This is a genomic window from Chromobacterium sp. S0633 (assembly GCF_024158805.1).
Taxonomy (GTDB): Bacteria; Pseudomonadota; Gammaproteobacteria; order Burkholderiales; family Chromobacteriaceae; genus Chromobacterium.
In genome coordinates this window covers 41,021-67,538 of the sequence record NZ_JAMZGH010000028.1, presented here as the reverse complement: position 1 = coordinate 67,538, position 26,518 = coordinate 41,021, and the positions used below count along the sequence as shown (strand labels likewise).

The 26,518-nt window shown below is 63.6% G+C and carries 26 protein-coding genes; 17 read left to right on the top strand and 9 right to left on the bottom strand.

From position 1 onward, the window contains the following. Window positions 1-103 precede the first annotated feature (103 nt). Window positions 104-1,525, bottom strand: coding sequence for a sensor histidine kinase (locus NK214_RS16990; RefSeq protein ID WP_253315051.1), 1,422 nt, complete (start codon window positions 1,523-1,525; stop codon window positions 104-106). Next, entirely contained in the window at window positions 1,526-2,191 is a 666-nt protein-coding gene (locus tag NK214_RS16985; protein WP_107798354.1) for a response regulator, read from the bottom strand. It abuts the gene before it with no gap. Window positions 2,192-2,314: 123 nt separating this feature from the next. Between NK214_RS16985 and NK214_RS16980 the strand changes: the two genes are divergently transcribed. The 3 genes from NK214_RS16980 to NK214_RS16970 all read left to right on the top strand — a co-directional run bounded on the left by NK214_RS16980 (window position 2,315) and on the right by NK214_RS16970 (window position 6,316). Further along, on the top strand, window positions 2,315-3,406 hold the full coding sequence (locus NK214_RS16980) for an ABC transporter substrate-binding protein (RefSeq protein WP_253315050.1): 1,092 nt from the start codon (window positions 2,315-2,317) through the stop codon (window positions 3,404-3,406). Between the two features lie 101 nt (window positions 3,407-3,507). After that, window positions 3,508-5,253 carry an iron ABC transporter permease gene (locus NK214_RS16975; protein WP_253315049.1) on the top strand — a complete coding sequence of 582 codons (1,746 nt, stop codon included), beginning with the start codon at window positions 3,508-3,510 and terminating at the stop codon, window positions 5,251-5,253. Beyond that, on the top strand, window positions 5,246-6,316 hold the full coding sequence (locus NK214_RS16970) for an ABC transporter ATP-binding protein (RefSeq protein ID WP_227107199.1): 1,071 nt from the start codon (window positions 5,246-5,248) through the stop codon (window positions 6,314-6,316). The genes NK214_RS16975 and NK214_RS16970 overlap by 8 nt, the downstream gene beginning before the upstream one ends. 307 nt (window positions 6,317-6,623) lie before the next feature. On the opposite strand, the gene NK214_RS16965 is transcribed toward NK214_RS16970, so the two are convergent. Further along, window positions 6,624-7,709 carry a porin gene (locus tag NK214_RS16965; protein WP_227107201.1) on the bottom strand — a complete coding sequence of 362 codons (1,086 nt, stop codon included), beginning with the start codon at window positions 7,707-7,709 and terminating at the stop codon, window positions 6,624-6,626. 679 nt (window positions 7,710-8,388) lie between these two features. Here NK214_RS16965 and NK214_RS16960 point away from each other — a divergent pair. Continuing rightward, the gene (locus NK214_RS16960) at window positions 8,389-9,666 is read left to right on the top strand and encodes an O-acetylhomoserine aminocarboxypropyltransferase/cysteine synthase family protein (RefSeq protein WP_235089728.1); all 1,278 of its coding nucleotides are present in this window, start codon (window positions 8,389-8,391) and stop codon (window positions 9,664-9,666) included. 47 nt (window positions 9,667-9,713) lie between these two features. Here NK214_RS16960 and NK214_RS16955 read toward each other — a convergent pair whose 3' ends face one another. Genes NK214_RS16955 through NK214_RS16945 form a run of 3 tightly spaced genes read right to left on the bottom strand, consistent with a single transcriptional unit; the run spans window position 9,714 to window position 11,716 of the window. After that, complete coding sequence (locus NK214_RS16955; protein ID WP_107798360.1) at window positions 9,714-10,166, bottom strand: BLUF domain-containing protein; 453 nt, start codon at window positions 10,164-10,166, stop codon at window positions 9,714-9,716. Window positions 10,167-10,212: 46 nt separating this feature from the next. Beyond that, the gene (locus NK214_RS16950) at window positions 10,213-11,142 is read right to left on the bottom strand and encodes a hypothetical protein (protein ID WP_253315048.1); all 930 of its coding nucleotides are present in this window, start codon (window positions 11,140-11,142) and stop codon (window positions 10,213-10,215) included. Window position 11,143: 1 nt separating this feature from the next. After that, window positions 11,144-11,716 carry a LemA family protein gene (locus NK214_RS16945; protein WP_253315047.1) on the bottom strand — a complete coding sequence of 191 codons (573 nt, stop codon included), beginning with the start codon at window positions 11,714-11,716 and terminating at the stop codon, window positions 11,144-11,146. A gap of 129 nt (window positions 11,717-11,845) precedes the next feature. Here NK214_RS16945 and NK214_RS16940 point away from each other — a divergent pair, with 129 nt between their 5' ends. Further along, complete coding sequence (locus NK214_RS16940) at window positions 11,846-12,718, top strand: DUF2520 domain-containing protein (RefSeq protein ID WP_253315046.1); 873 nt, start codon at window positions 11,846-11,848, stop codon at window positions 12,716-12,718. On the opposite strand, the gene pncB is transcribed toward NK214_RS16940, so the two are convergent. From pncB to NK214_RS16925, 3 genes are read right to left on the bottom strand one after another with little or no spacing between them, the layout of a single operon-like run. Further along, window positions 12,707-13,906, bottom strand: coding sequence for a nicotinate phosphoribosyltransferase (pncB, locus tag NK214_RS16935; protein WP_253315055.1), 1,200 nt, complete (start codon window positions 13,904-13,906; stop codon window positions 12,707-12,709). The genes NK214_RS16940 and pncB overlap by 12 nt on opposite strands. 16 nt (window positions 13,907-13,922) lie before the next feature. Further along, complete coding sequence (locus NK214_RS16930; RefSeq protein WP_253315045.1) at window positions 13,923-14,627, bottom strand: SAM-dependent methyltransferase; 705 nt, start codon at window positions 14,625-14,627, stop codon at window positions 13,923-13,925. After that, window positions 14,624-15,205 (bottom strand): nucleoside triphosphate pyrophosphatase, encoded by a 582-nt coding sequence (locus tag NK214_RS16925; RefSeq protein ID WP_227107222.1) that lies wholly within the window; start codon window positions 15,203-15,205, stop codon window positions 14,624-14,626. Before NK214_RS16925 ends, NK214_RS16930 begins: the two co-directional genes overlap by 4 nt. A 107-nt stretch (window positions 15,206-15,312) precedes the next feature. On the opposite strand from NK214_RS16925, the gene NK214_RS16920 reads away from it, so the two are divergent. The 12 genes from NK214_RS16920 (at window position 15,313) to NK214_RS16865 (ending at window position 26,459) form a co-directional block, all read left to right on the top strand. Then, window positions 15,313-15,816: a DUF177 domain-containing protein gene (locus NK214_RS16920; RefSeq protein ID WP_107798365.1), complete on the top strand. Its 504-nt coding sequence runs from the start codon at window positions 15,313-15,315 to the stop codon at window positions 15,814-15,816. A gap of 46 nt (window positions 15,817-15,862) precedes the next feature. Further along, window positions 15,863-16,042: a 50S ribosomal protein L32 gene (gene rpmF / locus NK214_RS16915; protein WP_011136965.1), complete on the top strand. Its 180-nt coding sequence runs from the start codon at window positions 15,863-15,865 to the stop codon at window positions 16,040-16,042. Window positions 16,043-16,099: 57 nt separating this feature from the next. Then, window positions 16,100-17,137, top strand: coding sequence for a phosphate acyltransferase PlsX (gene plsX, locus NK214_RS16910; protein WP_107798366.1), 1,038 nt, complete (start codon window positions 16,100-16,102; stop codon window positions 17,135-17,137). A gap of 5 nt (window positions 17,138-17,142) precedes the next feature. Next, window positions 17,143-18,102: a beta-ketoacyl-ACP synthase III gene (locus NK214_RS16905; protein ID WP_107798367.1), complete on the top strand. Its 960-nt coding sequence runs from the start codon at window positions 17,143-17,145 to the stop codon at window positions 18,100-18,102. A gap of 130 nt (window positions 18,103-18,232) precedes the next feature. Next, entirely contained in the window at window positions 18,233-19,162 is a 930-nt protein-coding gene (fabD, locus tag NK214_RS16900; protein ID WP_107798368.1) for an ACP S-malonyltransferase, read from the top strand. Between the two features lie 52 nt (window positions 19,163-19,214). Then, window positions 19,215-19,952, top strand: a complete 738-nt coding sequence (gene fabG, locus NK214_RS16895) for a 3-oxoacyl-ACP reductase FabG (RefSeq protein ID WP_107798369.1) — start codon at window positions 19,215-19,217, stop codon at window positions 19,950-19,952. Window positions 19,953-20,058: 106 nt separating this feature from the next. Next, entirely contained in the window at window positions 20,059-20,298 is a 240-nt protein-coding gene (gene acpP / locus NK214_RS16890; protein ID WP_019103041.1) for an acyl carrier protein, read from the top strand. Window positions 20,299-20,475: 177 nt separating this feature from the next. Further along, on the top strand, window positions 20,476-21,717 hold the full coding sequence (gene fabF / locus NK214_RS16885; RefSeq protein WP_107798370.1) for a beta-ketoacyl-ACP synthase II: 1,242 nt from the start codon (window positions 20,476-20,478) through the stop codon (window positions 21,715-21,717). Between the two features lie 126 nt (window positions 21,718-21,843). After that, a complete protein-coding gene (locus tag NK214_RS16880) occupies window positions 21,844-23,136 on the top strand; it encodes an aminodeoxychorismate synthase component I (RefSeq protein WP_235089719.1) in 1,293 nt (430 codons plus the stop codon). Further along, the gene (gene pabC, locus NK214_RS16875) at window positions 23,136-23,948 is read left to right on the top strand and encodes an aminodeoxychorismate lyase (protein ID WP_253315044.1); all 813 of its coding nucleotides are present in this window, start codon (window positions 23,136-23,138) and stop codon (window positions 23,946-23,948) included. The genes NK214_RS16880 and pabC overlap by 1 nt, the downstream gene beginning before the upstream one ends. 198 nt (window positions 23,949-24,146) lie before the next feature. Further along, window positions 24,147-25,328, top strand: coding sequence for a dicarboxylate/amino acid:cation symporter (locus NK214_RS16870; RefSeq protein WP_107798373.1), 1,182 nt, complete (start codon window positions 24,147-24,149; stop codon window positions 25,326-25,328). A gap of 258 nt (window positions 25,329-25,586) precedes the next feature. Then, window positions 25,587-26,459 carry an EAL domain-containing protein gene (locus tag NK214_RS16865; protein ID WP_107798374.1) on the top strand — a complete coding sequence of 291 codons (873 nt, stop codon included), beginning with the start codon at window positions 25,587-25,589 and terminating at the stop codon, window positions 26,457-26,459. The last annotated feature ends 59 nt before the right edge of the window (window positions 26,460-26,518 follow it).

The following is a 26,518-nucleotide window of genomic DNA, read 5'->3' as shown; positions in this document are numbered from 1 at the left end:
GCGACGCGGGGAGCGCCGTTTCAAAACGCAGATGCGCGTATGCGCATAGCGCTTTCTCGGCGGTTTTCGTCTCCGCTCGGGAGCCCGTGAACGGGCTTCAAGCCTATCCCCTGCCGGCCGGCGGAAACTGAAGCTTGACGCTGAGGCCGCCGCCGGCGTTGCGGCTCAACTCCACGGTCGCCCCATGCCGGTGGGCGATCTCCCTGACGATGGCCAGGCCCAGGCCGCTGCCGCTGCTGGCGGCGCCGGCGATGCGGTAAAAACGCAGCCATACCTTGTCTTGTTCCGCCTCGGCGATGCCGAGGCCGTTATCGTCGACGCGCAGCCACGGCGCCGGCAGCGCCCCGGCCGCGATCGTGATCCGCGCATCGCCGTTGCCGGGATGATAGCGGATGGCGTTGTCCAGCAGATTGCCCAGCAATTCCCGCAGCAGACCGGCGTTGCCGCGCACCCATACCGTTTCCTCCCCCTCGTAACCCAGATCCGCGCCCTGGCCATGAGCCCAGGGCGCTTGTTCCAGCGCCCATTCCCTGATCCAGGCGGCCAGGTCCATATCGTCCAGTTCGATGGCCTGGCCGTTGTCCGGCTCGACCCGCGCCAGTTGCAATAGCTGGTGCACGCCGTGGCTGGCGCTGTCCAGCGAGGCGAGCAATTTGTCCAACTGCTGGCGCAATGAGGCTTCCAGCGTCTGGCGTCGCGCCAGCTCCGCCTGCGTCCGCATCACCGCCAGCGGCGTCTTCAACTGATGGGCGGCGTCGTCGATGAAGCGGCGGCGCGCCGCCTGCAATTTATGCCAGCGCACGCCCTGCTGATTCAGCGCGTCCACCAAGGGCGTCAACTCGGTGGGCAGCTCGCGGCTGGGCAGGGGGCTGAGATCGGTTTCCTTGCGCGCCACCACATTGCGCGACAAGCGGCGCAAGGGCCGCAGGCTATGGCCGACCGCCAGCAGCACGATGGCGAGCATGATGACACCGAGCAGCGCCTCCTGCGCCAGGGAGCCGATGAGCAGGGTGCGCGCCAGCTGCTCCCTGGACTCCGGGGTTTCCGCCACCTGTATCCACACGTCCTGGCTGCGCAGCGTGCTCATGTCACGCACCGACAGCCTCAAGGTCAGCAAGCGCAGCGTTTCGCCGTGGTAGGAAATGTCCATGTAATCGGGCTGGTAGCGGATGGTCTCGCGCCGACGCGGAGGCGGCAGCGGCAGATCGTCGTAACCGGTGAGCAGCGCGCCGTCCGAGCGGCTGACGCGGTAGAACACCTTGCCGGAGGCGTTGGACTCGAACATTTGCAAGGCGAAATAGGGTATGTCCACGCTGACGGCGCCGTCGTGGGCGGCGACGCCGTCGGCGATGGCGCGGCCGGAGCTGAGCAGCATGCGGTCGAAGGCTGTGTTGGCCGCCTGCAAGGCGCGGTCGTAAGTCATCCAGCCGTCCAGCGCCAACATCAGCAGCAGCGGAACGGACAGGCCGAGCAGCAATTGCTTGCGCAAGCTGGCGGGTTTGAGGCGGGAGAGGGCGAGTCGCATTTACGGTGTGGTCAATAGATAGCCCAGCCCGCGCAAGGTGACGATGGAAACCGGCTGGCCGGCCAGCTTCTTGCGCAAGCGGTGCACATAGATTTCGATGGCTTCGGCGCTGCCGCTTTCGTCCAGGCCGAAAATCTTTTCCGACAGCTGGCTTTTGCCTATGGCCTTGCCGCCTTGCAGCATCAGCACTTCCAGCACCGCGTGCTCGCGCGGCGTCAGGTGCAGCGCGTCGCCGCTCAGCTGAAACTGGCGGCCGACGCTGTCGTAGCTGAGGGGGCCTAATTCCAGCTGCGGACTTTCGCGGCCGTGGCTGCGGCGGATCAGCGCGCGCACCCGCGCTTCCAGTTCGTTGAGGTCGAAGGGCTTGGCCAGATAGTCGTCGGCGCCCAGGTCCAGCCCACGCACTCGTTCTTCCACCGAGCCGTGCGCGGTCAGGATCAGCACCGGCAGCGTTTGCTTGCGGGCGCGCAGCCGGCGCAGCACCTCCCAGCCGTTGAGCTTGGGCAGGTCCAAGTCCAGGATGGCCAGCGCGTAATCCTGGGTGCGCAGCACATGATCGGCGTCGCTGCCGTTGAGCATGCAGTCCACGGCGAAACCGGCCTGGCGCAAGGCCTGGGCCAGTGATTCGGACAGGGCCGGATTGTCTTCCACCAAGAGCAGGCGCATGGTTGGGTCACTGAAAGCGGATTGAAAGCTTTACTCTAATATCATGGCTGGGGAAGCGAAGCCAATAGAGCTGCGCGATTCGAAAGATGTCGCGAACATCTTCATCTACCTAGGAGCAACACCATGAATAGAGTCAGAAGCTTGTCCGCGCTGTGCTGCGCGCTGGGTTCCGCCGCCGCCTGGGCGGCCGTGCCCGCCGGCTATCCCGCCGGTTATCAGAATCTGGTGGACGCCGCCGTCAAGGAGGGCAAGGTGGTGGTGTATTCGGCCACCGACAGCGCCGCGGCGCGGCCCCTGATCAAGGATTTCCAGGCCTTGTACCCCGGCGTCAAGGTGGAATACCACGATATGAACAGCACCGAGATCTACAATCGCTTCATCAGCGAGAACGCCGCCAGCAGCGCCAGCGCCGACGTGGTGTGGAGCTCGGCGATGGACCTGCAGGTGAAGTTCGTCAATGACGGCTACGCCGCCAGCTACGCTTCGCCGGAGGCGGCCAATCTGCCGTCCTGGGCGCATTATCAGCAGCAGGCCTACGGCACCACTTACGAGCCGGTGGCCATTGTCTACAACAAGCGCTTGCTGAAGCCGGAGGACATCCCGCAGACCCGCGCCGATCTGGTGCGCATCCTCAAGGCGAATCCGGCTCGCTTCAAGGGCAAGGTCACCACCTACGATGTGGAGAAGTCCGGCGTCGGCTTCAACTTCCTGACCCAGGACGTCCGCCATAACGCCAACGGCGCCTGGGAACTGGCGCGCGCGCTCGGCGCCAGCGGCGTCAAGCTGCAAACCTCCACCGGCGCGATGATGGAGCGGATTTCCTCGGGCGAAAACCTGATCGGCTACAACATCCTCGGTTCCTACGCTTACGCCAAGGCGAAGAAGGACCCGGCCATCGGCTATGTCTATCCCAAGGATTACACCCAGGTGGTCAGCCGGCTGGCCATCATCTCCAAGAAGGCGCGCAATCCCGGCGCTGCGCGGCTGTGGCTGGACTATTTGCTGTCCAAGCGCGGCCAGAGCGTGCTGGCCAACCAGTCCGAGCTGTTCTCGCTGCGCAGCGACGTGAGCGGCGCGGCTTCCATCGCCGCCTTGAACCAGCAATTGGGCGGCAGCGCCAAGCCTATCCAGGTGGGCACCGGCCTGCTGGTCTATCTGGACCAGGCCAAGCGGCTGGATTTCATGCGTCAGTGGCAGCAGGCGCTGAAGAAATAGCGTCCCCTTCCGGCCGTCGCGGCCGTCGTTTCCAATGACTCAATCAGCCGTCCGCCGCGCGCGGACGGCGCAGAGGCCTGCGCGCAGGCCTGGGAGCAAGCATGAATTCCTCGATTAATCCGACCGCCCCCGCCGCGGCCGCCCAGCCCCGCGCGCGCGGCGGCTGGCCGCGCTGGAGCGCCGCCAGCCGCTGGCTGGTCTTGGGCGCGCTGGCCTTGCTGGTGCTGGCCCCGCTATCGCTGGTGGTCTATCAAAGCCTGCTGGATCAGCCCTTCTTCATGGCGGACAAGAATGTGGGGCTGACCGCCTACCGCTTTGTGTTCACCGATCCCGATTTCTGGTCCGCGCTGGGCAACTCGCTGGTGATCGCCGCCGGCATGGCGCTGATCGCCATTCCGCTGGGCGGGGTGCTGGCCTTCTTGATGGCGCGCACCGATTTGCCCGGCCGGCGTTGGCTGGAGCCCTTATTGCTGACGCCGGTGTTCGTGTCGCCGATGGTATTGGCCTTCGGCTACGTGGTGGCGGCCGGACCGGTGGGGTTTTACTCCCTGTGGTTCAAGCAGTGGTTCGGCGTGGAAGAGGTGCCGTGGAATATTTATTCCCTGCTCAGCATCGCGGTGGTGGCGGGGCTGACCCATGTGCCGCATGTCTATCTGTACGCGTCGGCGGCGCTGCGCAATTTGGGTTCGGACGTGGAAGAGGCCGCGCGGGTGGCCGGGGCCGGTCCTTTTCGCGTGGCGCGCGACGTCAGCCTGCCGATGGTGATGCCCTCCATGCTGTTCGCCGGCGTGCTGGTGGTCTTTCTGGGGTTTGAAGTCTTCGGCTTGCCGCTGGTGTTGGGCGACCCGGAGGGACATCTGGTGTTGGCCACTTATCTGTACAAGCTGACCAATAAACTCGGCGTACCGTCCTATCATCTGATGGCGGCGGTGGCGGTGTGCCTGATCGCCATCACCTTCCCGCTGGTCCTGTTGCAGCGCCGCTTATTGCGCAGCGCTCAGCGTTTCGTCGCGCTCAAGGGCAAGGCCGGCCGTCAGCATCCGCTGTCGCTGGGGCCGTGGCGCTATCTGGCGCTGGCCATCGTGCTGCTGTGGCTGTTCCTCACCGTGGTGGTGCCGATTTCCGGCATCGCGCTGCGCTCGGTGGTCAGCCATTGGGGCGAGGGCGTGTCCTTGCTGGAGACCTTGACGCTGGATCATTACGCCTTGGTGTTCGAGGAGGACAACATCGTCCGCGCCATCGTCAACACCCTGGGCGTCGGCATCATCGGCGGCGCGCTGGCGGTGGGCTTTTATACCCTGGTCGGTTTCGCCGGACATCGCCGCAATGATTGGGGCGCTCGTCTGTTGGACTATCTGGTGCTGTTGCCGCGTGCGGTGCCGGGCATCCTGGCTGGCCTGGCCTTCCTGTGGGTGTTCCTGTTCGTGCCCGGCCTGCAGGGCGCCAAGAACAGCATGCTGTCGATCTGGCTGGCTTACACCGTGGTCTGGCTGGCCTATGGCATGCGTCTGGTGCAGAGCGCCCTGTTGCAAGTGGGGCCGGAGCTGGAAGAGGCCGCCCGCACCGCCGGGGCCAGCCAGCGGCGGACCAGTCTGGACGTGACCTTGCCCTTGATCCGTTTCGGCCTGCTGTCCAGCTGGCTGCTGATCTTCATGATTTTCGAGCGGGAGTATTCGACCGCGGTGTATTTGCTGTCGCCGGGCACCGAAGTGATCGGTTCCTTGCTGGTGTCCTTGTGGGCCACCGGCGCGGTGGACCAGGTGGCGGCCTTGTCGGTGATCAATATTCTGATGGTGGGCGCCGGCTTGGCGCTGGCCTTGCGTCTGGGAGTGAAACTGCATGACTAAGCTGAGCGTGCGCGATCTGCATCTGAATTATGAGCAGAATCCTATTTTGAAGGGTGTTTCCTTTGATCTGGCCGCCGGCCAGGTGGTGTCCTTGCTTGGCGCTTCCGGCAGCGGCAAAACCACTTTGCTGCGCGCCATCGCCGGGCTGGAACAGCCGTCGGCCGGTCAAATCCTGTTGGACGGCCGCCCCTTGTACGACGCGTCCGCCGGTTGCAACCTGGCGGTGGAGCAGCGTTCTCTGGGCCTGGTGTTCCAGTCTTACGCCTTGTGGCCGCACCGCACCGTGGCGCAGAACGTCGGCTATGGCTTGAAGCTGCGCCAGACCCCGACGGCGGAGATCGCCGCGAGGGTGAGGCAGATTCTGGACAAGCTGGGGCTGGGGCATTTGGCCGAGCGCTATCCGCATCAATTGTCCGGCGGTCAGCAGCAGCGCGTGGCCATCGCCCGCGCGCTGGTCTACAACCCGCCGGTAATTCTGCTGGACGAGCCCTTGTCCAATCTGGACGCCAAGCTGCGCGAAGAGGCGCGTGCCTGGTTGCGCGAACTGATCGTGTCGATGAACCTGTCCGCCTTGTGCGTCACCCATGACCAGGGCGAGGCGATGGCGATGTCGGACCAGATTTTGTTGCTGAAGAACGGCCGCATCGAACAGGCCGGCAGTCCTACCGACTTGTATTCCGCGCCGGCTTCCCTTTATACCGCGCAATTCATGGGCGCCAACAATACTTTGCGGGCCAAGGTGGCGGCCAGAAACGGCGACAGCGTGACCTTGCAGGGCGAGGGCTGGCAGCTGCGCGCCACCGCGAGGCAGGCACTGGAGGTGGGGCAGCAGGCCGAGGCGGTGATCCGCTTGGAGCGGCTGAGGGTGCAAGACGAGCCCGGCGGCAACAGCTTGCCGGCGCGGCTGATCGCATCGATGTATCTGGGGGATCGCTGGGAATACCTGTTGCAGCACGGCGACCTGCGCTTGCGCGCCTTTGGGCAGCAGGCTAGGTCTAACGGCGAGTGCTGGGCGGAGTTCGGGCTGGAGGACACCTGGGCGTTCGAGGCCGCTTCGGCCTGAGAGGTTCTGTGTGCTTGTTCGGTCGGGGGCAAGCTTGGCTTGCCCTTTTTCATGGCCGCTTGTTTGGGAGGCGGGAGAACGGTTGAAACCTGGGCTAAGGGAGCTTCACCTATTGTTGAGCAGAGCCGAGATTAGGGGACGGAGTATGTGGTCCCGGTTCGGTTTGGTGTGGCGTTTCTAGACTGTGTGCCTTTGGCCGCTATTGTTTAATCTGATGGTGAATAGAACGTCTAAGCAATGAAAAAGGCCCGCTTGCGCGGGCCTTTTTCTCATTCATGTTCGTAGGTTCTTGCGTCGAACCGACAAATTAGAATGCGTGGATCATGTTCAGGCCGAAGGCCTTCAGATCCTTGTTGGCGTTGTTCACGCCGCCTTTAACGTCGATCTGACCGTACTGCGCGCCGAAGGTGGTGCGCTTGGAGATCGCGTAGTCAACACCCAGAACGTACTGGTTGTAGCCGCTGTCATTCAGCTTAGCACCGCCGATTTCAACCTTGTCGCCACGGGCGTAGGTGAATTTCGGGGTAAAGGCACCCAGAGTGTAGGCCGCGGTCAGAGCGTATTCGCGGGTCTTAACGTTTTGAGTCAGGTCAACGTTGGTCAGATTCAGGCCTTTGCTAACCAGATCGTACCAAGTGGAGCCTTTAACTACGTCCAGGCCGCCTTTTTCTTGTTGGTAACCGAAAGCAACCAGCAGGTTGTTGGCGTTGTAGCCAACTTCCAGGCGATGCTTGTCGTTACGACGGGAGCTGACGCTGTCGATAATAGCGGTGCCTTCGCGTTGGAAGCTGTACTTACCGAAGAAGCCGCTGTTTTCGTAGCCCAGACCCAGATTGTAAACTTCGCGGTCGGATTGAACTTTGCCAGTGATTGCGTCAGCAGTACCGGCTTTGTTCTCTTTGGTGCCGTATTGCAGAGCGGCGCTGAAGCCAGCGATGCTAGGCAGATCGTAACGCACGGAGTTCTTCAGACGGTTGCCGTCGCGGGTGAAGATGCCCAGACCCAGCGCGTCGTTGCGGTATTCCCAGCTGTCGACGATGCCCATGTCGCTGTCCATGAAGTTGGACACGTTGCCCAGGCGCAGAGTGCCCAGGTCGCTTTGCAGGCCGATGAAGGAGTTACGGTTAGCAAAAGTACCGCTACCGGAGCCGCTACGGGTTTGGCCGTCGATGCCAAAACCAGTTTCAACTTGCCAGATAGCCTTCAGACCATTGCCCAGGTCTTCCTTGCCTTTGAAGCCGATACGGGAACCCAGGTCGTCGATGTTGGTTTGCTTGGTGGAACCATTGTCAACGTATTCAACGCCGCCTTTGATTTTGCCGTAGATGGTCACGTCAGCGAAAGCTGCAGCCGGCAGAGTAGCTACCAGCAGGGCGATCAGACTCTTTTTCATGGTCAAGTCATCCTTTTATATGGGTTTAGGAATGTGAGCAAATGCTATTGGCTAAGTTGTGTAAATGCAACTTTTCGGTAAATGCGGTGTTGCAAATCAACAACCAATTGTTGCTTTGTGTGTGTGGTTTTACATGGGAATGTCTGGCTAAGCCAATGAAATAAAGGGGTAAATCATGAAATCGACTCATTGCGTGCGGGTGTTGTAAAAATGCACTTGTTGGCCGAAAGCCTGATGCCATAAGGATAAGAGCGGGAAGGGGAAGGGGGAGGGTGATTCAGGGCGATGCAAAAAAAATAAGCCCGCGGAGGGCGGGCTCAAAAATCAACGTGACTTGAAGAGAATTCATGATGCCGCAAGACGCACACCAGAATGAATTCACAATCGAATCATAATAGAAAGCGATGTCTATGTAAATAGGCTGAAGCGAGGCTATTCGCTTGAGGTTGTGCTAATGGGTGTGAGTGTTAACTTGTTGTTAGTAAAATATATTTTGTTTTGTTTTGTCTGTTTTGAACCTATGCAAGGTTTACGGTCTGGGCGTGCGTCCGCATAGATTGTTTGGTTTTCCGGTTTTAGATTTAGCTTCTTTCGCTGGCTTCGCTTCCCGGTTAAGGTAGGCGAGTGGCATAGAGGAGCGCTGCGCGACTCGCCTTATATAGAAGGAAGGACTGACGAGATGAAACTGGAAACCCTGGCGGTGCATGCCGGCTATGCGCCGGATCCGACGACCAAGGCGGTGGCGGTGCCCTTGTACCAAACCACCAGCTACGCTTTCGACAGCACCCAGCATGGAGCGGATCTGTTCGACCTCAAGGTGCAGGGCAATATCTACACCCGCATCATGAACCCGACCACCGATGTGCTGGAGAAGCGGGTGGCGGCTTTGGAAGGCGGGATAGGCGCGCTGGCGGTGGCTTCCGGCATGGCGGCGATCACGTACGCGATACAAACCATCGCCGAGGCCGGCGACAACATCATCGCCACCAGCACCTTGTATGGCGGCACGTACAATCTGTTCGCCCACACGCTGCCGCAGCTGGGCATCGAGGTGCGTTTCGTCAGCCATCGCCATCCGGAGCGGATCGGCGACATGGCGGACGCGCGCACCAAGGCGGTGTTTTGCGAATCCATCGGCAATCCGTTGGGCAATGTGGTCGACTTCGCCGCCTTCGCCGATCACGCTCATCGTCACGGTTTGCCGCTGATCGTCGACAACACGGTGCCGTCTCCTTATCTATGCCGGCCCTTCGAGCACGGCGCCGATATCGTGGTGCATAGTCTGACCAAGTATCTGGGCGGCCACGGCAATAGCATAGGCGGCGCCATTGTCGACAGCGGGCGCTTTCCCTGGGCCGAGCACGCCGAGCGCTTCGCGCGCTTGAACACGCCCGACGTCAGCTACCACGGCGTCAACTATGTGGAAGCATTGGGCGCGGCGGCTTATATCGCGCGGGCGCGAGTGGTGCCCTTGCGCAATATGGGCGCGGCGCTGGCGCCGTTCAACGCCTTTCTTATTTTGCAGGGCATCGAGACGTTGGCGCTGCGCATGGACCGCATCTGCGCCAACGCGCTGCGCGTGGCCCAGCATCTGCGTGCGCACCCGGCGGTGGAGTGGGTCGAGTACGCCGGCCTGGAGGATCACCCGGACCATGCTCTGGCGCGACGATACTTCGGCGGCCGGGCTTCCGGCGTGCTGTCCTTTGGTATCCGCGGCGGCGCGGCGGCCGGCGGGCGCTTCATCGACGCTTTGCAACTGGTGACCCGGCTGGTGAATATCGGCGACGCCAAATCGCTGGCCTGCCACCCGGCCACCACCACCCACCGCCAACTGTCGGCCGATGAGCAACTGCGCGCCGGCGTGCGCCCGGAAATGGTGCGTTTGTCGATAGGCATCGAGCATATCGACGACATCCTGGCCGATATCGACCAGGCGCTGGTCGCGGCGGAACCTTGAGCGGGTCAGGCTCGCCGACGAGGAAGCGCACTCATATATAGATAAGCTCAGCCGCGGCGCAGCACTTGCGGATTCATGCCGTTGGGCAGGTGATGATGCCATTTGCCGTCGAGAAAGCTTTGGATCACATGCTGGACCTTGCCGTGCAAGGTCCAGCCGGCGTCTCGGGCGATGGCTGAGGCGGACAGAGGCTTGCCGTCGGCCTGCGGCGCCGGGGCAAGGTATTCCAGCGGGTGATTGGCCAGCATGGGGTGGTCGATCTCCTCGCGCGACAACAGGGTCAGCTGATGGTGCTGCGGGTCGCGTGCGATGCGTTGATAGAGCGCGTCGATGGCGTCTTCCGGGCCTTCCAGGATTTGCAGGAAGTCGTCGTTCAGCATCAGCAGCACGCTGACGATGTCCTGGCTCCGGTTGTAGTCGCGGAAACGGCGAATGCGGTTCTGCATGGCTTCGGCGGAAACCGGGTGATGGGCTGCGCTGCTGTAGATCAGGCGGATCATCTGCGCTCCTGCCGCGTGGCGAGTGCTTTCGCTTCAGTATAGCGCTTTAGAATCGAGCCAGCTTGAGCCAGCCCAATAGGCAGGCCAGCGCCACGGCGGCGTGAAGCCAGGCGCGGCGGCGGAACAGCCGGGCGCTTTGCCGCGGAGACAGGGTGGTGAGGATCAAGGGCGCGTCTTGATCGTCTCCCTGCAGCAATAAGGACGCCGGCTGTCGCGCGAGTTCCTGCTGCAGGGCGACGACTTCGCGCTGCGCCGCTGCGCGCGCCAGCGACCATTCTTGCTCGCTGAGCTGCCCGTCTCCGTCCAGATCGAAGCGGCGCAGCAGGGCTTGTCTGTCGTTTTTCCATTCGGCCAGTTTGGCGCCGATATCCAGGCGAAGGTCCAGCGCACTGGCGCGCGCGTCCAGCCGTCGCAGCCGGCCGCGCACATAGATGGCCTCGCCTTCGTCTATCCATTCCTCTATCAGCAACATGCCGTCCTCATGCCAGCGACGCCGGCGGCGAGCGACCACTTGGGCGCCGCCGGGGAGAATGGTGGCTTCCGCGTCGCCGTCCACCAGGAGAAAGCTGTCGTCGCTGCTGACTTCCGGCGGGTTGGCGCGGGTCGCCAGCCGGTTGGAGCGTTGCATGGCCCAGGTCAGCCAGTCCTCCCAGTCCAGTTTGCCGCGCTCGTCTATGCGCCAGCAGCGGTACCAGGCGCAGCGTCGGCCGCTCAAGGGGCTGTAATTGGGCGCGTTCGGATGGCAGTGGGCCTGGCCGCATAATTCGACTTGGCCCAAGGCCGCGCTGGCCAGTCTGGACGTCGGAGTGTCCGCCACCTGGCGGTAATGGCGGTAATTCAGACGCCAGCCTATCAGCCCGACTGCCGCCGCGATCAGCAGGCCATGGCGGGCCTCGCCGCCAAGCAGCCATGAGGCGGCGGCAAGCAGGTACAGGGCCAAGCCCAGGCCCGGCAGCAGGGAGGCGAGCGCCGGCATGTCAGTTGCGCGCGAACAGCGCTTTCATGTCCACGTCGCGGGTTTCCGCGGCGGCGAAGCGCAGCGGCCGGGCCGGCGGGAAATGAAACAGGCGGGCCAGCAGGACGTCGGGGAACTGCTCGATGCGGGCGTTGTGGAGTTTGACCGCCTCGTTGTACAGTTCGCGGCGATCGGCCAGCGCCTCCTCCAACTGGGTGATGCGCGCGCTCAATTGCGCGAACTGCTGGTCGGCCTGCAGCGCAGGATACGCCTCGGCCACCGCGTATAGCTGGCCGATCAGGCCGTGCAAGCGTCCTTCGGCCGCGCCGAGGGCCTCCGGATCCCGCGCTCGGGCGGAGTCGGCCACCGCGCCGCGGGCGGCCATCACTTGCGTCAGGGTTTCTTGTTCGAACTGGGCGTATTGCCGGCACACTTCGACCAGCTTGGGCAATTCGTCGTGGCGTTGTTTGAGGATGACGTCGATATTGGCCCAGCTTTGCGTCAGCTGGTGCTTCAAATTGATCAGCGCGTTGTATAGCGTGATCAAGTAGAAGAGGACGACGGCGATGAGGCCGAGGAAAACGGCGAGCTTCATGATGGGGTCTCTCCGGGACAGGCGTCGCCGATGCGCGGCGTCCATGTCGGCATTATCGTGCAAGGCTGTTTTTTTGTCTGCGCCCGGATTCGCGCACGCGCGGGCGGCTTGAGGTTTTCGGGAGGAAGCGTGATTCGGATCAACATCATAGGCGCGGGGCGTCTGGGCAAGACCTTGGCGGCGCTGGCGCGGCGTTCCGGCCGCTACCGGGTGCAGGACGTGATGACGCGCGGCGCGGATTCCGCCGCCGCCGCCTGCGCCTTCATCGGCACGGGGCGTCCGGTGACCGCATGGGCGGAGTTGGCCGCCGCCGACCTGTACCTGCTGGCGGTGCCGGATGCGGCGATCGCCGACTGCGCTTTGCGGTTGGCGGAGACGGAGGTGCCGGCCGGCGCGGTGGTGTTTCACGCCAGCGGCGTCAGCGGATCCGAACTGTTGAGGCCGGCGGCGGCGCGCGGCGCGCACGTCGGCAGCCTGCATCCGGCCTTTTCCTTCGCCGATCCGGCCATCGCGCTTGAGGGGTTTTCCGACGTGCTGTGCGCGCTGGAGGGCGACGCCGAAGCGTGCCTTGTCTTGAGGGAATTGGCGCAGGCCATAGGCGGGCGGCCGTTTCAATTGGCCGAGGGCGGCAAACCGGCCTATCACGCGGCCTTGTCGGTGGCGTCCAATTATCTGGTGACGCTGACTGCCATCGCGCGGCGGCTGGCCGGCCAGGGCGGGGTGCCGGAGGCGCTGCTGACGCCTTTGCTGGGCGGTCTGATGCGGCAAACGCTGGACAATGCCTTGGCGCTGGGGTCGCAGGCGGCTTTGACCGGGCCCATCGCGCGCGGCGACGCCTCGACGGTGGCCCTGCATTTGCAGGCGATGGACGATGCCGATTTGCGCGCCGCCTACCAGGCCTTGGGCCGGCAGACGGTGGCGCTGGCCGGCGAGCGCCTGTCCGAGCAGGCGCGCCGGCAAGTGCTGAGCGCGCTGGCGCCCGCGGAGGGCTCAGGCAGGTAGCGCCACCTTGAACACCTGGCGCAGATAGGCGAGGAAGGTTTCGTCGCTGCACATGGTCTTGCCGGGGCTGTCGGACAGCTTGGCCACCGGCTGGCCGTTGCAGCTGACCAGCTTGAGCACGATTTGCAGCGGTTCCAGTCCCATGTCGTTGGTGAAATGAGTGCCGATGCCGAAGCTGACCTGGATCTGCGGGCTGAAATGGCGGTGCAGGTCCAGCGCGCTGTCCACGCTCAGGCCGTCGCTGAAGGTCAGCATCTTGGTGGCGGGATCGATGCGCAGCTTGCGGTAATGCGCGATCGCCTTTTCGCCCCATTGATAGGGATCGCCGCTGTCGTGGCGCAGACCGTCGAACAGCTTGGCGAAGTAGAGGTCGAAGTCCGCCAGGAAGGCGTCCATGCCCACCACGTCGGTCAGCGCGATGCCGAGGTCGCCGCGGTATTCCTGGACCCAGGATTCCAGCGCCGCTTTCTGGAAGTCGCGCAGCCGCACGCCCAGCGCCTGGAAGGCCTGGAAGAACTCGTGGGCCATGGTGCCTATCGGAGTGATGCCCAGCTTCCAGGCCAGGTAAACATTGCTGGTGCCGCGGAAAATGTCCGGCAAGGCGGTGTTCAGGCGCTCCACCACGTGCTGCTGCCAGTCCCGGCTGAAACGGCGGCGAGTGCCGAAATCGGCGATCAGCAAGGGAAAGCGTTGCTGCGCGGCCTCGCTGTCGCGGAAGCGTTCCAGCACGGCGATTTTCGCTTCCAGCCGGCGCAGGCCCTCGGCGCGGACTTCAGCCGAGTCCAGGCGGCGGAAATACAATTCGTTGACGATGGCGAGCACGAAGATTTCAAAAAACATCGCCTGAACCAACGGGCCCTTGATGCGGATCGCCAGCTCCTCGTCCTCGCAGGACACGGTGATGAAGCGCCGCTGCAGATGGAATAGCTCCAGATAATCGACAAAGTCGCTCTTGATGAAGCGCAAGGTGCGCAGATGGGCCAGCTCTTCCTGGGTGAAGTGCAGCTGGCACAGCCAGTCCAATTGCGCTTCCAGCTCTTTCTTCAGCTGGGTCAAGGGCATGTCCGGGCGGTTGCGGCACTTGAACTCGTACTCGCCGTGCGAGGCCGGGAACTGGTGCAGCACCACTTGCAGCATGGTGAATTTGTAGAGATCGGTGTCCAGCAGGGAATGGATCAGCGGCGGAATCTTGGCCATGGCGGGCTCAGGCGGCGTGAATGATGAAAATGGCCGGGCGCTTGTGCAGGTCCGGCGCGTCCTTGGGCCAGTCCTTGACCCGTCGGCTGACGATGGTCTGGCTCGGCAAGGTCAGATCGCAGGCCACCGCCAGCCGGGTGGCCGGGGACAGCGTGTCGCGCAACTGCTGCAGCAGCGCGTTGTTGCGGTACGGCGTTTCGATGAAGACCTGGGTCTCGTTGCGCTGGCGCGAACGCAGCTCCAGCTCCTTGACGATTTTTGCCTTGTCGGCGGCGTCCACCGGCAGGTAGCCGTGGAAGGCGAAGCACTGGCCGTTGGCGCCGCTGGCCATCAGAGCCAGCAGGATGGAGGACGGGCCGATCAAGGGTTCCACCCGCAAGCCACGCTCATGCGCCAGCGCCACCAGTTGCGCGCCGGGGTCCGCCACCGCCGGGCAGCCGGCTTCGGAGATCAAGCCCAGATCGTGGCCGTCCAGCAGCGGTTGCAGCAAGGCGGCGACGTCGGTGGCCGGGGTGTGTTCGTTCAGCGTGCTCATGGCGAGTTCGCGGATGGGCGCGCTGACGCCCAGCGCCTTCAGGTGTTTGCGCGCGGTTTTTTCGGCTTCCACCACGAAACGGGTCAGGTGCAGCACTTTGGCGCGCTCGGCTTCGGGCAGCCAGGCGATGGATTCGTCGCCCAAGGGGGCGGGGATCAGGAACAGGGTGCCGCTCATCGCAAAATCTCCACGCCTTCATCGGCCAGCATCGTAATCAGTTTGAACAGAGGCACGCCAATCAGCGCATTGGGATCGTCGGACTCCACGCGCTCCAGCAGCGCGCCTCCGAGGCCCTCGCTCTTGGCGCTGCCGGCGCAGTGCAGCGCGTCCGGCTCGCGTTCCAGATAGTTGCGGATTTGCGCTTCGCTCAGCGCGCGCAGGGTGACGCGGGTGATGCCCACCGCTTCTTGCAGCCGGCGCTCGGCGCTGTTGTACAAGGCCAGCGCCGAATGAAACACCACGGTCCGGCCGCTCATCCATTGCAGCATCTTGACGCCGTTTTCGAACGATCCTGGCTTGCCGATCTGCTGTCCGTCAAGCAAAGCCACTTGGTCGGAGCCTATGATCAGCGCTTGCGGATGCTTGTCCGCCAGCGATTGCGCCTTGGTGCGGGCCAGCCGGACCGCGGTTTCCAGCGCGGTTTCGCCCGGCAGCGGGGTTTCGTCGCACACCGGCGGTTCGGCGTGGAAGGGCAGGCCCAGGCGGGCGATGATTTCTTGGCGGTAGCGGGAGGTGGAGGCCAGTACGATCTGCATGATGTGGACGTCGCTTGTTGCGGAGCCGGGGCGGCCTGGCGGCGCGCGCGGAGGGCTCCTTGTTTCTTTTGACAAATCAGGGGAATGGATTGTACCATGCGAGGTTTATGTCTAAACCGATTTTGATCGATCCGCTCAAGTTCGCCCGGGAAGGGCGTTCGCAGGCCGGCAAACTGCCGGTTGGCGAGCTGGATGAGCGCGTGCACAGCGACCTGTCCGACACCTCCGGGAACGTGGAATACGCCCTGGACGGTTTTCGCGACAGCTTGAACCGTTTGTCGCTGCGTCTTCATTTGTCCGGGGAACTCAAAGTGACCTGCCAGCGCTGCATGGAAAGCATGCCGTACAGCCTGGACACCGATTCGGTGGTCACCTTGTTTACCGATCCGGACAAGCTGGAAGAGGCTTGCGAGCAGGACGAGGAGCTGGACGCTATCATCGCCGAGCCGGAACTGAACCTGACGGCGTTGATCGAAGACGAAATCATTATGGGCTTGCCGCTGTCGCCGAAACACGACGACTGCGGCAGGGAAACTCTCTCGCTCGCCAAGGCTGACAAGCCCAATCCGTTTGCGGTGCTGGCGGCGCTTAAGAGACCCAAGTCCGAGTAAAACCCGGATTCGAACCGAATCTACTTGAATTTCTTAGGAGTCGACCATGGCTGTTCAACAGAACAAAAAGTCCCCGTCCAAGCGCGGCATGCATCGTGCACACGATTTTCTGACCGCTCCGGCTCTGGCAGTTGAAGCCAGCACCGGCGAAGCGCACCTGCGCCACCACATCAGCCCGAACGGTTTCTACCGCGGCCGCAAAGTTGTGAAGACCAAGGGCGAGTAATCTCCCCGTTTTCCTACTTTCCCCACTGATTAGGCAGCACTATTACCGCACTCGTTGATGACTATCACCGTCGCGGTTGATGCAATGGGCGGTGACGTTGGCCTCAAGGTTACCGTCCCTGCATCGATCCAATTCCTGCAGAACCATCCCGACACCCGTTTGATTCTTGTTGGCGACCAAGCAGCCCTAGAGGCTGAACTGGCCGCGCATCAAGGCGTCGCGCGTGAACGCATCCGCATCCAGCACGCCACCCAAGTGGTGGGCATGGATGAGGCGCCTCAGCTCGCCTTGAAGAACAAGAAAGATTCGTCGATGCGGGTGGCCATTAATCTGGTCAAAGAAGGCGAGGCTCAGGCCGCCGTGTCCGCCGGCAACACCGGCGCGCTGATGGCGACCGCGCGTTTCGTACTCAAGACCATTCCCGGCATCGACCGTCCCGCCATCGCCAAAATGCTGCCCACCGTCAAGGGCTCGTCTTGCGTGTTGGATTTGGGCGCCAACGTCGATTGCACCCCAGAACAACTGTTGCAGTTCGGCATCATGGGATCCGAACTGGTGGTGTGCCTCAGCGGCAACGCCAGCCCTAGCGTCGGCCTGCTGAACATCGGTTCGGAAGACATCAAGGGCAACGACAATATCAAAAAGACCGCCGAACTGCTGCGCCAGTCCGAGCTCAATTTCCACGGCAACGTGGAGGGTGACGACATCTGTAAAGGCACGGTGGATGTGGTAGTCTGCGACGGTTTTACCGGCAATGTGGCTTTGAAGACAGCTGAGGGGCTGGCTCACATGTTTGCCGTGTTCCTGCGCGAAGAGTTTGGCCGCAGCTGGTGGACGCGTTTGTGCGCGCTGGCCGCGCTGCCGGTGCTCAAACTGTTCAAGAGGCGCATCGATCCCCGCCGCTACAACGGCGCCAGCTTGCTGGGGCTGCGCGGCATCGTGGTGAAAAGCCACGGCGGGACCGACGTCACAGGATTCCGTTACGCGCTGGAGCAGGCTTGCGAGGAAGCCGGTTCCGACGTGATTGGTCACATCGCCGACCGGATTGCGCACCAATTAAACAATCTCAAGCAGTCCGAGGCGGAAGCGAACTGACAACCATGGGCTATTCCCGCATTCTAGGCACCGGCAGCTTTCTGCCCGAGCAGGTGCTCACCAATGCGCAGTTGGCCGAACGCGTGGATACCAGCGACGAGTGGATAGTCTCTCGCACCGGCATCCACGCGCGCCATATTGCTGCAGAGGAACACAAAACCAGCGATCTCGCGCTCAAGGCGGCGGAAGCCGCGATACAGAGCGCGGGCATCGACAAGCACGAGATCGATCTGATCATCGTGGCCACCACCACTCCCGATATGGTCTTTCCCAGCACCGCCTGTCTGTTGCAGGAAAAGCTGGGCATTCCCGGCTGCGCGGCGTTCGACGTGCAGGCGGTGTGCGCCGGCTTCATGTTCGCGCTGGTGACCGCCAACAACTACATCAAGAGCGGCATGGCCCGCCGCGCTCTGGTGGTGGGCGCGGAAATCATGTCGCGGGTGCTGGACTGGGACGACCGCCGCACCTGCGTGCTGTTCGGCGACGGCGCCGGCGCGGTGATTCTCGGCGACTCCGAGGAGCCGGGCATCCTGCACGCCAAGCTGGCGGCGGACGGCCGCTACAAGGACATTCTCAACACTCCGGCCCAGATTTCCGGCGGCAAGATTCAGGGCATGCCCTATCTGCACATGGATGGCCCGGCGGTGTTCAAATTCGCGGTCAAAGCCCTGTCCGACATCGCGGCCAAGACGCTGGCGGAAGCCGGCGTCGACAAGAGCGAAGTGGACTGGCTGGTGCCGCATCAGGCCAATCTGCGCATTATAGAATCCACCGCCAAGCATCTGGGCTTGCCGATGGAACGCGTGATCGTCACATTGCCGCAACAGGGCAATACCTCCGCCGCATCGATTCCGCTGGCCTTGGACTGCGCGGTGCGCGACGGCCGCATTCGTCCAGGCCAGACCGTATTGCTGGAAGGCATAGGCGGCGGTTTCGCCTGGGGCGCTGTATTGTTGAAGATCTGACCCGAAACATTGGCGCGCAAGCCGCCGACGGCTGACCGTGAGGTCACTAGCCTCAGCGATATTTGATCGTTAGGCTTGGCAGACGTCGCCGGTTTGCGTCATTCTTGCGTCGAATTCTCTGGAGTCGACTATGGCGTTTGCTTTTCTGTTCCCGGGCCAAGGCTCGCAAAGCTTGAAAATGATGGACGGCTTTGCCGACCTCCCCGTGGTGAAACACACTTTTGACGAAGCATCGGACGCCTTGAGCGTCGACCTGTGGGCGATGCTGCAGGCGGACTCGGCCGACGAGATCAACGCCACCGTCAATACCCAGCCCATCATGCTGGCCGCCGGCTACGCCACTTATCTGGCCTGGCAGGAGTTGAACGGCCGCCAGCCGACGCTGGTGGCAGGCCACAGCCTGGGCGAATACACCGCCCTGGTGGCGGCGGCGGCCTTGCCCTTCGCCGAAGCGGTGAAACTGGTGCGCCTGCGCGCCGAGGCGATGCAGTCCGCGGTGCCGGTGGGCGTCGGCGCGATGGCCGCCATCCTGAACCTGTCCGACGAGGACATCCGCGCCGCCTGCGCGGAAGCGGCTCAGGGCGAAGTGGTGGAAGCGGTCAATTTCAATTCGCCGGGCCAGGTGGTGATCGCCGGCCATAAGGGCGCGGTGGAGCGGGCCATGGAGCAGTGCAAGGCCCGCGGCGCCAAGCGCGCGCTGCCCTTGCCGGTGTCGGTGCCCTCGCATTGCGCGTTGATGCGGCCCGCGGCGGAGCAACTGGCCGCGGCGCTGGCGCAAGCGGATATCGGCGCGCCGGCCATTCCGGTGCTGCACAACGCCGACGTCGCCAGCTACAACGAGCCGGCGCAGATCCGCGACGCGCTGACCCGTCAGCTGTACATGCCGGTGCGCTGGACCGAAACCATCCAGAAGCTGGCCGCCGACGGCGTGACGCAGATGGCGGAATGCGGGCCGGGCAGAGTGCTGGCCGGCTTGGCCAAGCGCATCGACGGCAACATCAAATGCCTGGCGCTGACCGATGTGGCGGCGCTGGAAGCCGCTCGCGGCGAACTGAACTGAATGTAATGCGGCCGCGTCAAGGCGGGGCCGGAATAACGATAAGGAGACTGCAATGAGCCTGCAAGGCAAAGTGGCATTGGTCACCGGCGCATCGCGCGGCATCGGCGCGGCGATCGCCGCGGCGCTGGCGGCCGAAGGCGCCGTAGTGATCGGCACCGCGACCAGCGAGGCCGGCGCAGCGAGCATCCACGAGCGCCTGTCCGCACAGGGCGGCGCCGGCCGGGTGTTGAATGTGACCGAGGCCGGCGCGATCGACGCGCTGGTCGAATCCATCGAAAAAGAATTCGGCGCGATCGCCATCCTGGTCAATAATGCCGGCATCACCCGCGACGGCTTGCTGATGCGGATGAAGGACGAGGACTGGGACGACATCATGGACACCAATCTGAAATCGGTGTTCAAGGCGTCCAAGGCCGTGTTGCGCGGCATGATGAAAGCGCGCTTCGGCCGCATCGTCAATATCGCTTCGGTGGTGGGCGTGTCCGGCAACCCGGGCCAGACCAATTATTCGGCGGCCAAGGCCGGCATCATCGGCTTCACCAAGTCGATGGCGCGCGAGGTGGGCAGCCGCAACATCACCGTCAACTGCGTGGCCCCCGGCTTCATCGACACCGATATGACCCGCGCGCTGCCGGAAGCGCAACGCGCGGCGCTGGTCGAGCAGATCGCCCTGGGCCGCTTGGGCGACGCCAAGGATATCGCCGATGCCACCGCTTTTTTGGCGTCGGATCGCGCTGGCTATATCACCGGCCAGACGCTGCATGTCAACGGCGGCATGTTGATGCCGTGAACGAGCTTGCGGCCCGCCTGGAGATTTAGGTAGGCTGCTCTAATTTTTTTTTGTAGAATACCGGGGTTTTGTTATCCCGAATCAGAAAGGTCAAGGGTTTAAACAAATGGAAAACATCGAAGCGCGCGTTAAGAAGATCGTTGCCGAACAGCTGGGCGTGAACGAAGCCGAAGTGAAAATCGAATCTTCGTTCGTGGACGATCTGGGCGCCGACTCCCTCGACACCGTTGAGCTGGTAATGGCTCTGGAAGAAGAGTTCGAGTGCGAAATTCCGGATGAAGAGGCCGAGAAGATCACCACCGTTCAGCAAGCCGTCGACTACGTCACTGCCCACCTGAACAAGTAATTCCTTCCCTTTCGAGGGGTATTAGGACCTCTGCCCGGAGCCTTCTGGTCTCTTCGCAGAGGTCTTTTGCCAAGAGGATGCCAAACGCGCGTTTGATCCCTGCCAAACCGTAGGGCATCGCAATGCGTGGACGGTCTCGTGGGGAGACTGCCCTCCCATCTCTCACGGAGATTCTTCGTGTCAAAACGCAGAGTTGTAGTAACCGGCCTGGGCCATGTGTCCCCGGTCGGCAATGATGTCGCCACCGGCTGGGCCAATTTGCTGGCCGGCAACAGCGGCATCGCCAAGATTACCCGTTTCGACGCCAGCGACATGGCTTGCCAGATCGCAGGCGAAGTGAAGGGCTTTGAGATCAGCGACTATATCTCGCCGAAGGAAGCCCGCCGCAACGACTTGTTCATCCACTACGGCATCGCCGCGGCGCTGCAAGCGGTGGCGGACGCGGGCCTGGACGACGTGCCGGGCCTGGACAAGACCCGGGTCGGCGTCAACATCGGTTCCGGCATCGGCGGCCTGCCGCTGATCGAGGAAACCGGCGTGGCCTTGATGGAGGGCGGTCCGCGCAAGATCGGCCCCTTCTTCATCCCGGGCTCGCTGATCAATCTGATCGCCGGCCAGGTGTCCATCCTGAAAGGCTATCAGGGTCCGTCCTACGGTATCGTGTCCGCCTGCACCACCGGCGCGCACTGCATCGGCGACGCGGCTAGGTTGATCCAGTACGGCGACGCCGACGTGATGGTGGCCGGCGGCGCGGAAGGCGCGGTTTCGCGCTTGGGCATCGGCGGTTTCGCCGCGATGAAGGCCTTGTCCACGCGCAACGACGATCCGGCCACGGCTTCCCGTCCCTGGGACAAGGGCCGCGACGGCTTCGTGATGGGCGAGGGCGCCGGCGTGCTGGTGCTGGAAGACTATGAGCACGCGGTCAAACGCGGCGCCAAGATCTACGCCGAGCTGATCGGCTTCGGCATGAGCTCGGACGCTCACCACATCACGGCGCCGAGCGCGGAAGGCCCGGCGCGCGGCGTGAGCAACGCGCTGCGCGACGCCGGCATCAACGCCGACCAGGTGCAGTACGTGAACGCTCACGGCACGTCCACGCCCCTGGGCGACGCCAATGAAACCACGGCGATCAAGCTGGCGTTTGGCGACCACGCCAAGAAGCTGGTGGTCAACTCCACCAAGTCGATGACCGGCCACTTGCTGGGCGGCGCCGGCGGCGTGGAGGCGATCTACACCATTCTGGCGGTGCACAACCAGGTTTCGCCGCCCACCATCAACCTGAACGATCAGGATGTGGAGGCCGGCTGCGATCTGGATTACGTGGCCAATACCGCGCGCGAGATGAAGATAGACATCGGCATCTCCAACTCCTTCGGTTTTGGCGGCACCAACGGCACGCTGGTGTTCAAGCGCGTCTGATCGTCGTCTTGTCGATTGACAGTCCGAACCGCTGCGCTACACTCGCAGCGGTTTTTCTTTGTTTTCACGCCGTCCGGGTCAAAGCGGGCGGCAAGCTGCGCCGGGCTGCCGGCCCGGGACTTCTCGATGTTCACTCAGAAACTGGATTTTGCGCCGGACCTGCTGGCGATGCATGCGGCGGATCCGCAAACCTTTCCGTATTTGATGATGTCCTCCGGCGACGCCGGCTGGGATCTGTTGCTGCTGGAAGACGGCCGCGAGCTGTTTCACGCCGGCGAGGGCGGCGATTTTCTGCGCCGCCTGGCCGAGTTCAAGCCGCAGCCGGTCGATAACCGTCATCAACTGCCTTTCGTCGGCGGGCATTTCCTTTACCTGGGCTACGATCTGCTGTCCGAATTCGAGCCCAGCGTGGCCGATGCGCTGCCGGACAGCTTTCCGCTGGCGGCGCTGGCGCGCACCCCGGCCGCGGTGCTGGTGGATCGCCGCGAGGCTTGCGGCTGGATCGTGGCGGAAAGCGCGGAGCTGTGGCAGCGTGCGCTGAGCCTGGCCCAGGCGGCGCCGGTCTTCGAGCCCTGTCCGGTGGCGTTGCGGGGCTTGGAGGAAGACCCGCCGCAGTGGTACACCGACGCGGTCGTCCGCCTCAAGCGCTACATCTACGAAGGCGATGTGTTCCAGGTGAATATTTCGCGCGGCTGGCGCGCCGAACTGGACGCCGGCGTCGCCGCGGCCGATCTCTTCGCCGCGCTGCGCCGCGCCAACCCGGCGCCGTTCTCGGCCTTGGCAGATTTCGGCGGCGCGCAGATCGTCAGCTCCTCGCCGGAGCGGCTGGTGCGGGTGCGCGACGGCTGGGCGGAAACGCGGCCCATCGCCGGCACCCATCCGCGCTCGCCGGACCCGGCGGAAGACGCCGCCTTGAAGCAGCGGCTGATTTCCAGCGTCAAGGAGCGGGCCGAGCATGTGATGCTGATCGATCTGGAGCGCAACGACCTGGGCCGCATCTGCCAGCCCGGCAGCGTGGAGGTCAACGAACTGATGGCGGTGGCCAGTTACGCCTATGTCCACCATATCGAATCCAATGTCCGCGGCCGCCTGCGTCCCGGCGTCGGCCCGGTGGAAACGCTGCGCGCCTTGTTTCCCGGCGGCACCATCACCGGCTGTCCCAAGGTGCGCACCATGCAAATCATCCGCGAGCTGGAAAACAGCGCGCGCCGCGCCTATACCGGCAGCCTGGGCTATCTCAACCGCGACGGCAGCATGGACCTGAACATCCTGATCCGCACCTTCATGCAGGAGGGGAGCGCGCTGCGCTTCCGCGCAGGCGGCGGCATCGTCGCCGACTCCGATCCTGAACGCGAACTGCAGGAAACCCGCCACAAGGCGCGCGGCCTGCTGCGGGCGCTGGGCGTGGAGCAGGCCTGATGACGATGCTGATCAACGGCGGGCCCGGCGAGCGGATCGCCGCGGCGGACCGCGGCCTGGCCTACGGCGACGGCGTGTTCCGCACGCTAGAGCTGCTGAACGGCCGGCCGCGCTTGTGGGCCTGGCAGTACGCGCGCCTGTGCGAGGACGCGCGCCGGCTGCGCCTGCCTCCGCCCGAAGAAGCGCTGTTGCTGGCCGAACTGGCCGCGGCGGCGGACGGCCTGCCGCGCGCGGCGGCCAAGATCGTGCTGACCCGCGGCGAAGGCGCGCGCGGCTACGCGACGCCGGAGGCGCCGTCTTGCACCCGCATCGTCAGCGCCGCGCCCTGGAACGGCTATCCGCCGGAGCGCGCCGAACAGGGCGTGACGGCGCGTTGGTGCGAAACCCGCTTGGCCTTGCAGCCGGCGCTGGCCGGCATCAAGCATCTGAACCGGCTGGAGAACGTGCTGGCGCGCTCGGAATGGCGAGACCCCGCCATCGCCGAAGGCCTGATGCTGGATATGGAAGGTTGGGTGGCGGAGGGCACGATGAGCAATGTCTATCTGCTGGAAGGCGAGGCTATCGTCACGCCAAGGCTGGACCGTTGCGGCGTGAACGGCGCGGTGCGGGATTGGTTGACCGCGCATTGTTTGGATATCGGACGCTCTTTTACTGAAACGCGACTTTCCGCCCCGCGCTTGATTGACGCCGATGCGGTGTTTCTCTCCAATAGCCTGATGGGTATCTGGCAGATTACCCGCCTGGGCGAGCGTAGCTGGACGCCTCATCCGCTATTGAGCGCCCTGCGACACAGCTTGTCGCTTCAAGCCTGAGGCCAGGCGCCGGGAGGGCAGTTCCCGGCCCGCAGACAGGCCTGCCCGGACCGCGTCCGTTCTCTTGTCCATGCCGCCCTCGACGGGCGGATCTCCATTCTTCCGACTGGCGCGCCGTGTCCGGACCGGGCATGGCGGCAAGCGCACGCGCGGATCGCGAACAACATTAGACCAAAGACCAAGCTCAGAGAGGTTGCCGTGAAATTGATTCTTAAACTACTGGCCGGCATGGCGGTTGGCCTGGCGCTGGGGCTATGGGCCCCGGACGGCCCGCTGGCCCTGCTGATGACTTTCAAAGCCCTGTTCGGGCAGTTCATCGGCTTCATGATTCCGCTGATCATCGTGTTCTACATCATGAGCGGCATCGCCGCGCTGGAGTCCAACTCCGGCAAGATGCTGGGCTGGACCGTGGGGCTGGCTTACTGCTCCACCATTCTGTCCGGGCTGGCGGCTTTCGCCGTCGCCTCCGGCGTTTTGCCGTCCTTGATCGCTCAGGGCGTGCACGCCACCGACAAGCCGGCGGCGATCAAGGCCTTGTTCACGCTGGAGATCAAGCCGCTGTTCGATGTGATGACCGCGCTGATGCTGGCCTTCGTGTTCGGCCTCGGCATCGCCGTCACCCGCGCGCTGCGCCTCAAGGAGGTGGTGGATCAGGGCAAGGACATCGTCGAGCTAGTCTTGGCCAAGGTGCTGATTCCGCTGCTGCCGGCCTATATCGCCTGCGTCTTCGCCGAGATGGCTGCCGACGGTTCGGTGTTTTCCACGTTGAAGACCTTCGGCGTGGTGCTGGTGCTGGCCATCGCCATGCACTGGATCTGGCTGACCCTGCTGTACACGGTGACTGGCCTCGCCAGCGGCCGCAATCCCTGGTCCTTGATCCGCAATATGTTGCCGGCCTACCTGACCGCGCTGGGCACCATGTCGTCGGCGGCGACGATTCCGGTGGCGCTGCGCTCGGCCAAGCAGATGAAAGTGTCCGGCCCGGTGGCGGATTTCGTGATGCCCTTGTGCGCCACCATCCATCTGTGCGGCTCCACCATCACCCTGGTCACCTGCGCCACCGCGGTGATGCTGATGACGGCCGGCCTGGACGTGCCGAGTTGGGATGTGATGTTCCCCTTCATCCTGCTCCTGGGCGTGACCATGGTGGCGGCGCCGGGCGCGCCGGGCGGCGCGGTGATGTCGGCGCTGGGCATTCTGGCCAGCATGCTGCACTTCCCCGAGGCCAGCCTGGCCTTGATGATCGCGCTCTACCTGGCGCAGGACAGCTTCGGCACCGCCTGCAATGTTACCGGCGACGGCGTGATCGCGCTGTGGCTGGATCGCATCATGGGCCGGCCGGCGGAAGCGGAAGGCAAGCCGGCTTCTCAGCAGGCCTAAATCCAAGTCATAGATTTATGTGAACTATACAACGAGCATTTAATTATTTTTAGAGATAAAGAGAGCCATGTATATTGAGCGGGTCTTTCTGGCGCAGTAGAGCGCTGGCGGCTTTTGGCGGCTTTGTCGTCAAAGGCAGCCTCTTACTGTTTGTCGGTTCAACAGAACCGCATGCAGGTTTCTCTCGTATCCTGTTTGGGCCGAACGATGTTCGGCCTTTTTTCTTGTTTGTTTTCTTGGCGCATGCCGGGAGGCGCAATGTCGGCGATGGCGGAGTGTGAGGTAGCGGTTCTGGACCTGGGCGCGCGGCAGGCGCGGGCGGCGTTGCCGCGTCTGAATCAGATGCTGGCGCGGCATGGCTTCGAGGCGGAGCCGCTGGCCTGGCGTGAAGAACGCGTGCGCGGCCGGCATGAGGACTGGCGCTTCCGCAGCGTCTTCCAGCCGGTGTACCGCTTGCAGGACGGGGAGCCCAAGCTGTGGTCGGTGGAGGCGCTGGCGCGGGTGTCGGACCGCTTTGGCGGCCAGCTGATTCCCACCGTGCTGTTCGCTGCGGAAACCACGCCGCGCCGCACCGTGTATGTGGACCGGCAACTGCGCTGCCTGCACCTGCTCAATTTTCTGCTGCAATCGCCGCCGCCGGGCCTGGTGCTGTCGCTCAACGTCAATGCCCAGCATCTGGTGAACGTCAGCGAGGCGCACGGGCAATTCTTCGCCGAGGCCTTGCAACTGCTGGGGGTGGAGCCGCGCCATGTCTGCCTGGAAATCGTGGAGGACGCGGTCAGTGATCCGGTGCGGCTGCACGGCGCGGTGCAGCGCTACCGCGATCTGGGCTTTTTGATCTCTCTGGACGACTTTGGCCAGGGCGCGTCCAATCTGGAGCGGGTGTGGCTGCTGGAGCCGGATTACGTCAAGCTGGACAAGGTGCTGATGCGGCGCGCGCTGATGCGGCCGGCGCTGCGCGACAAGCTGGCCGAGCTAGTGGCCATCCTGAAGCTGCACGGCGCCAAGGTGGTGGGCGAGGGCATTGAAAGCGAAATGCAGCTGGACATCGCTCGCGCTGCCGGCTGCGATTTCGTCCAGGGCTTTCACTTGGCGCGGCCGACGGACAGTCTGAGCTGGCCAATTTCTTAGAACCTGTGTACGCGCTCGCGAGCTAAGGCGAAAACGGCGGAGAAAGCGGGGTGTACATG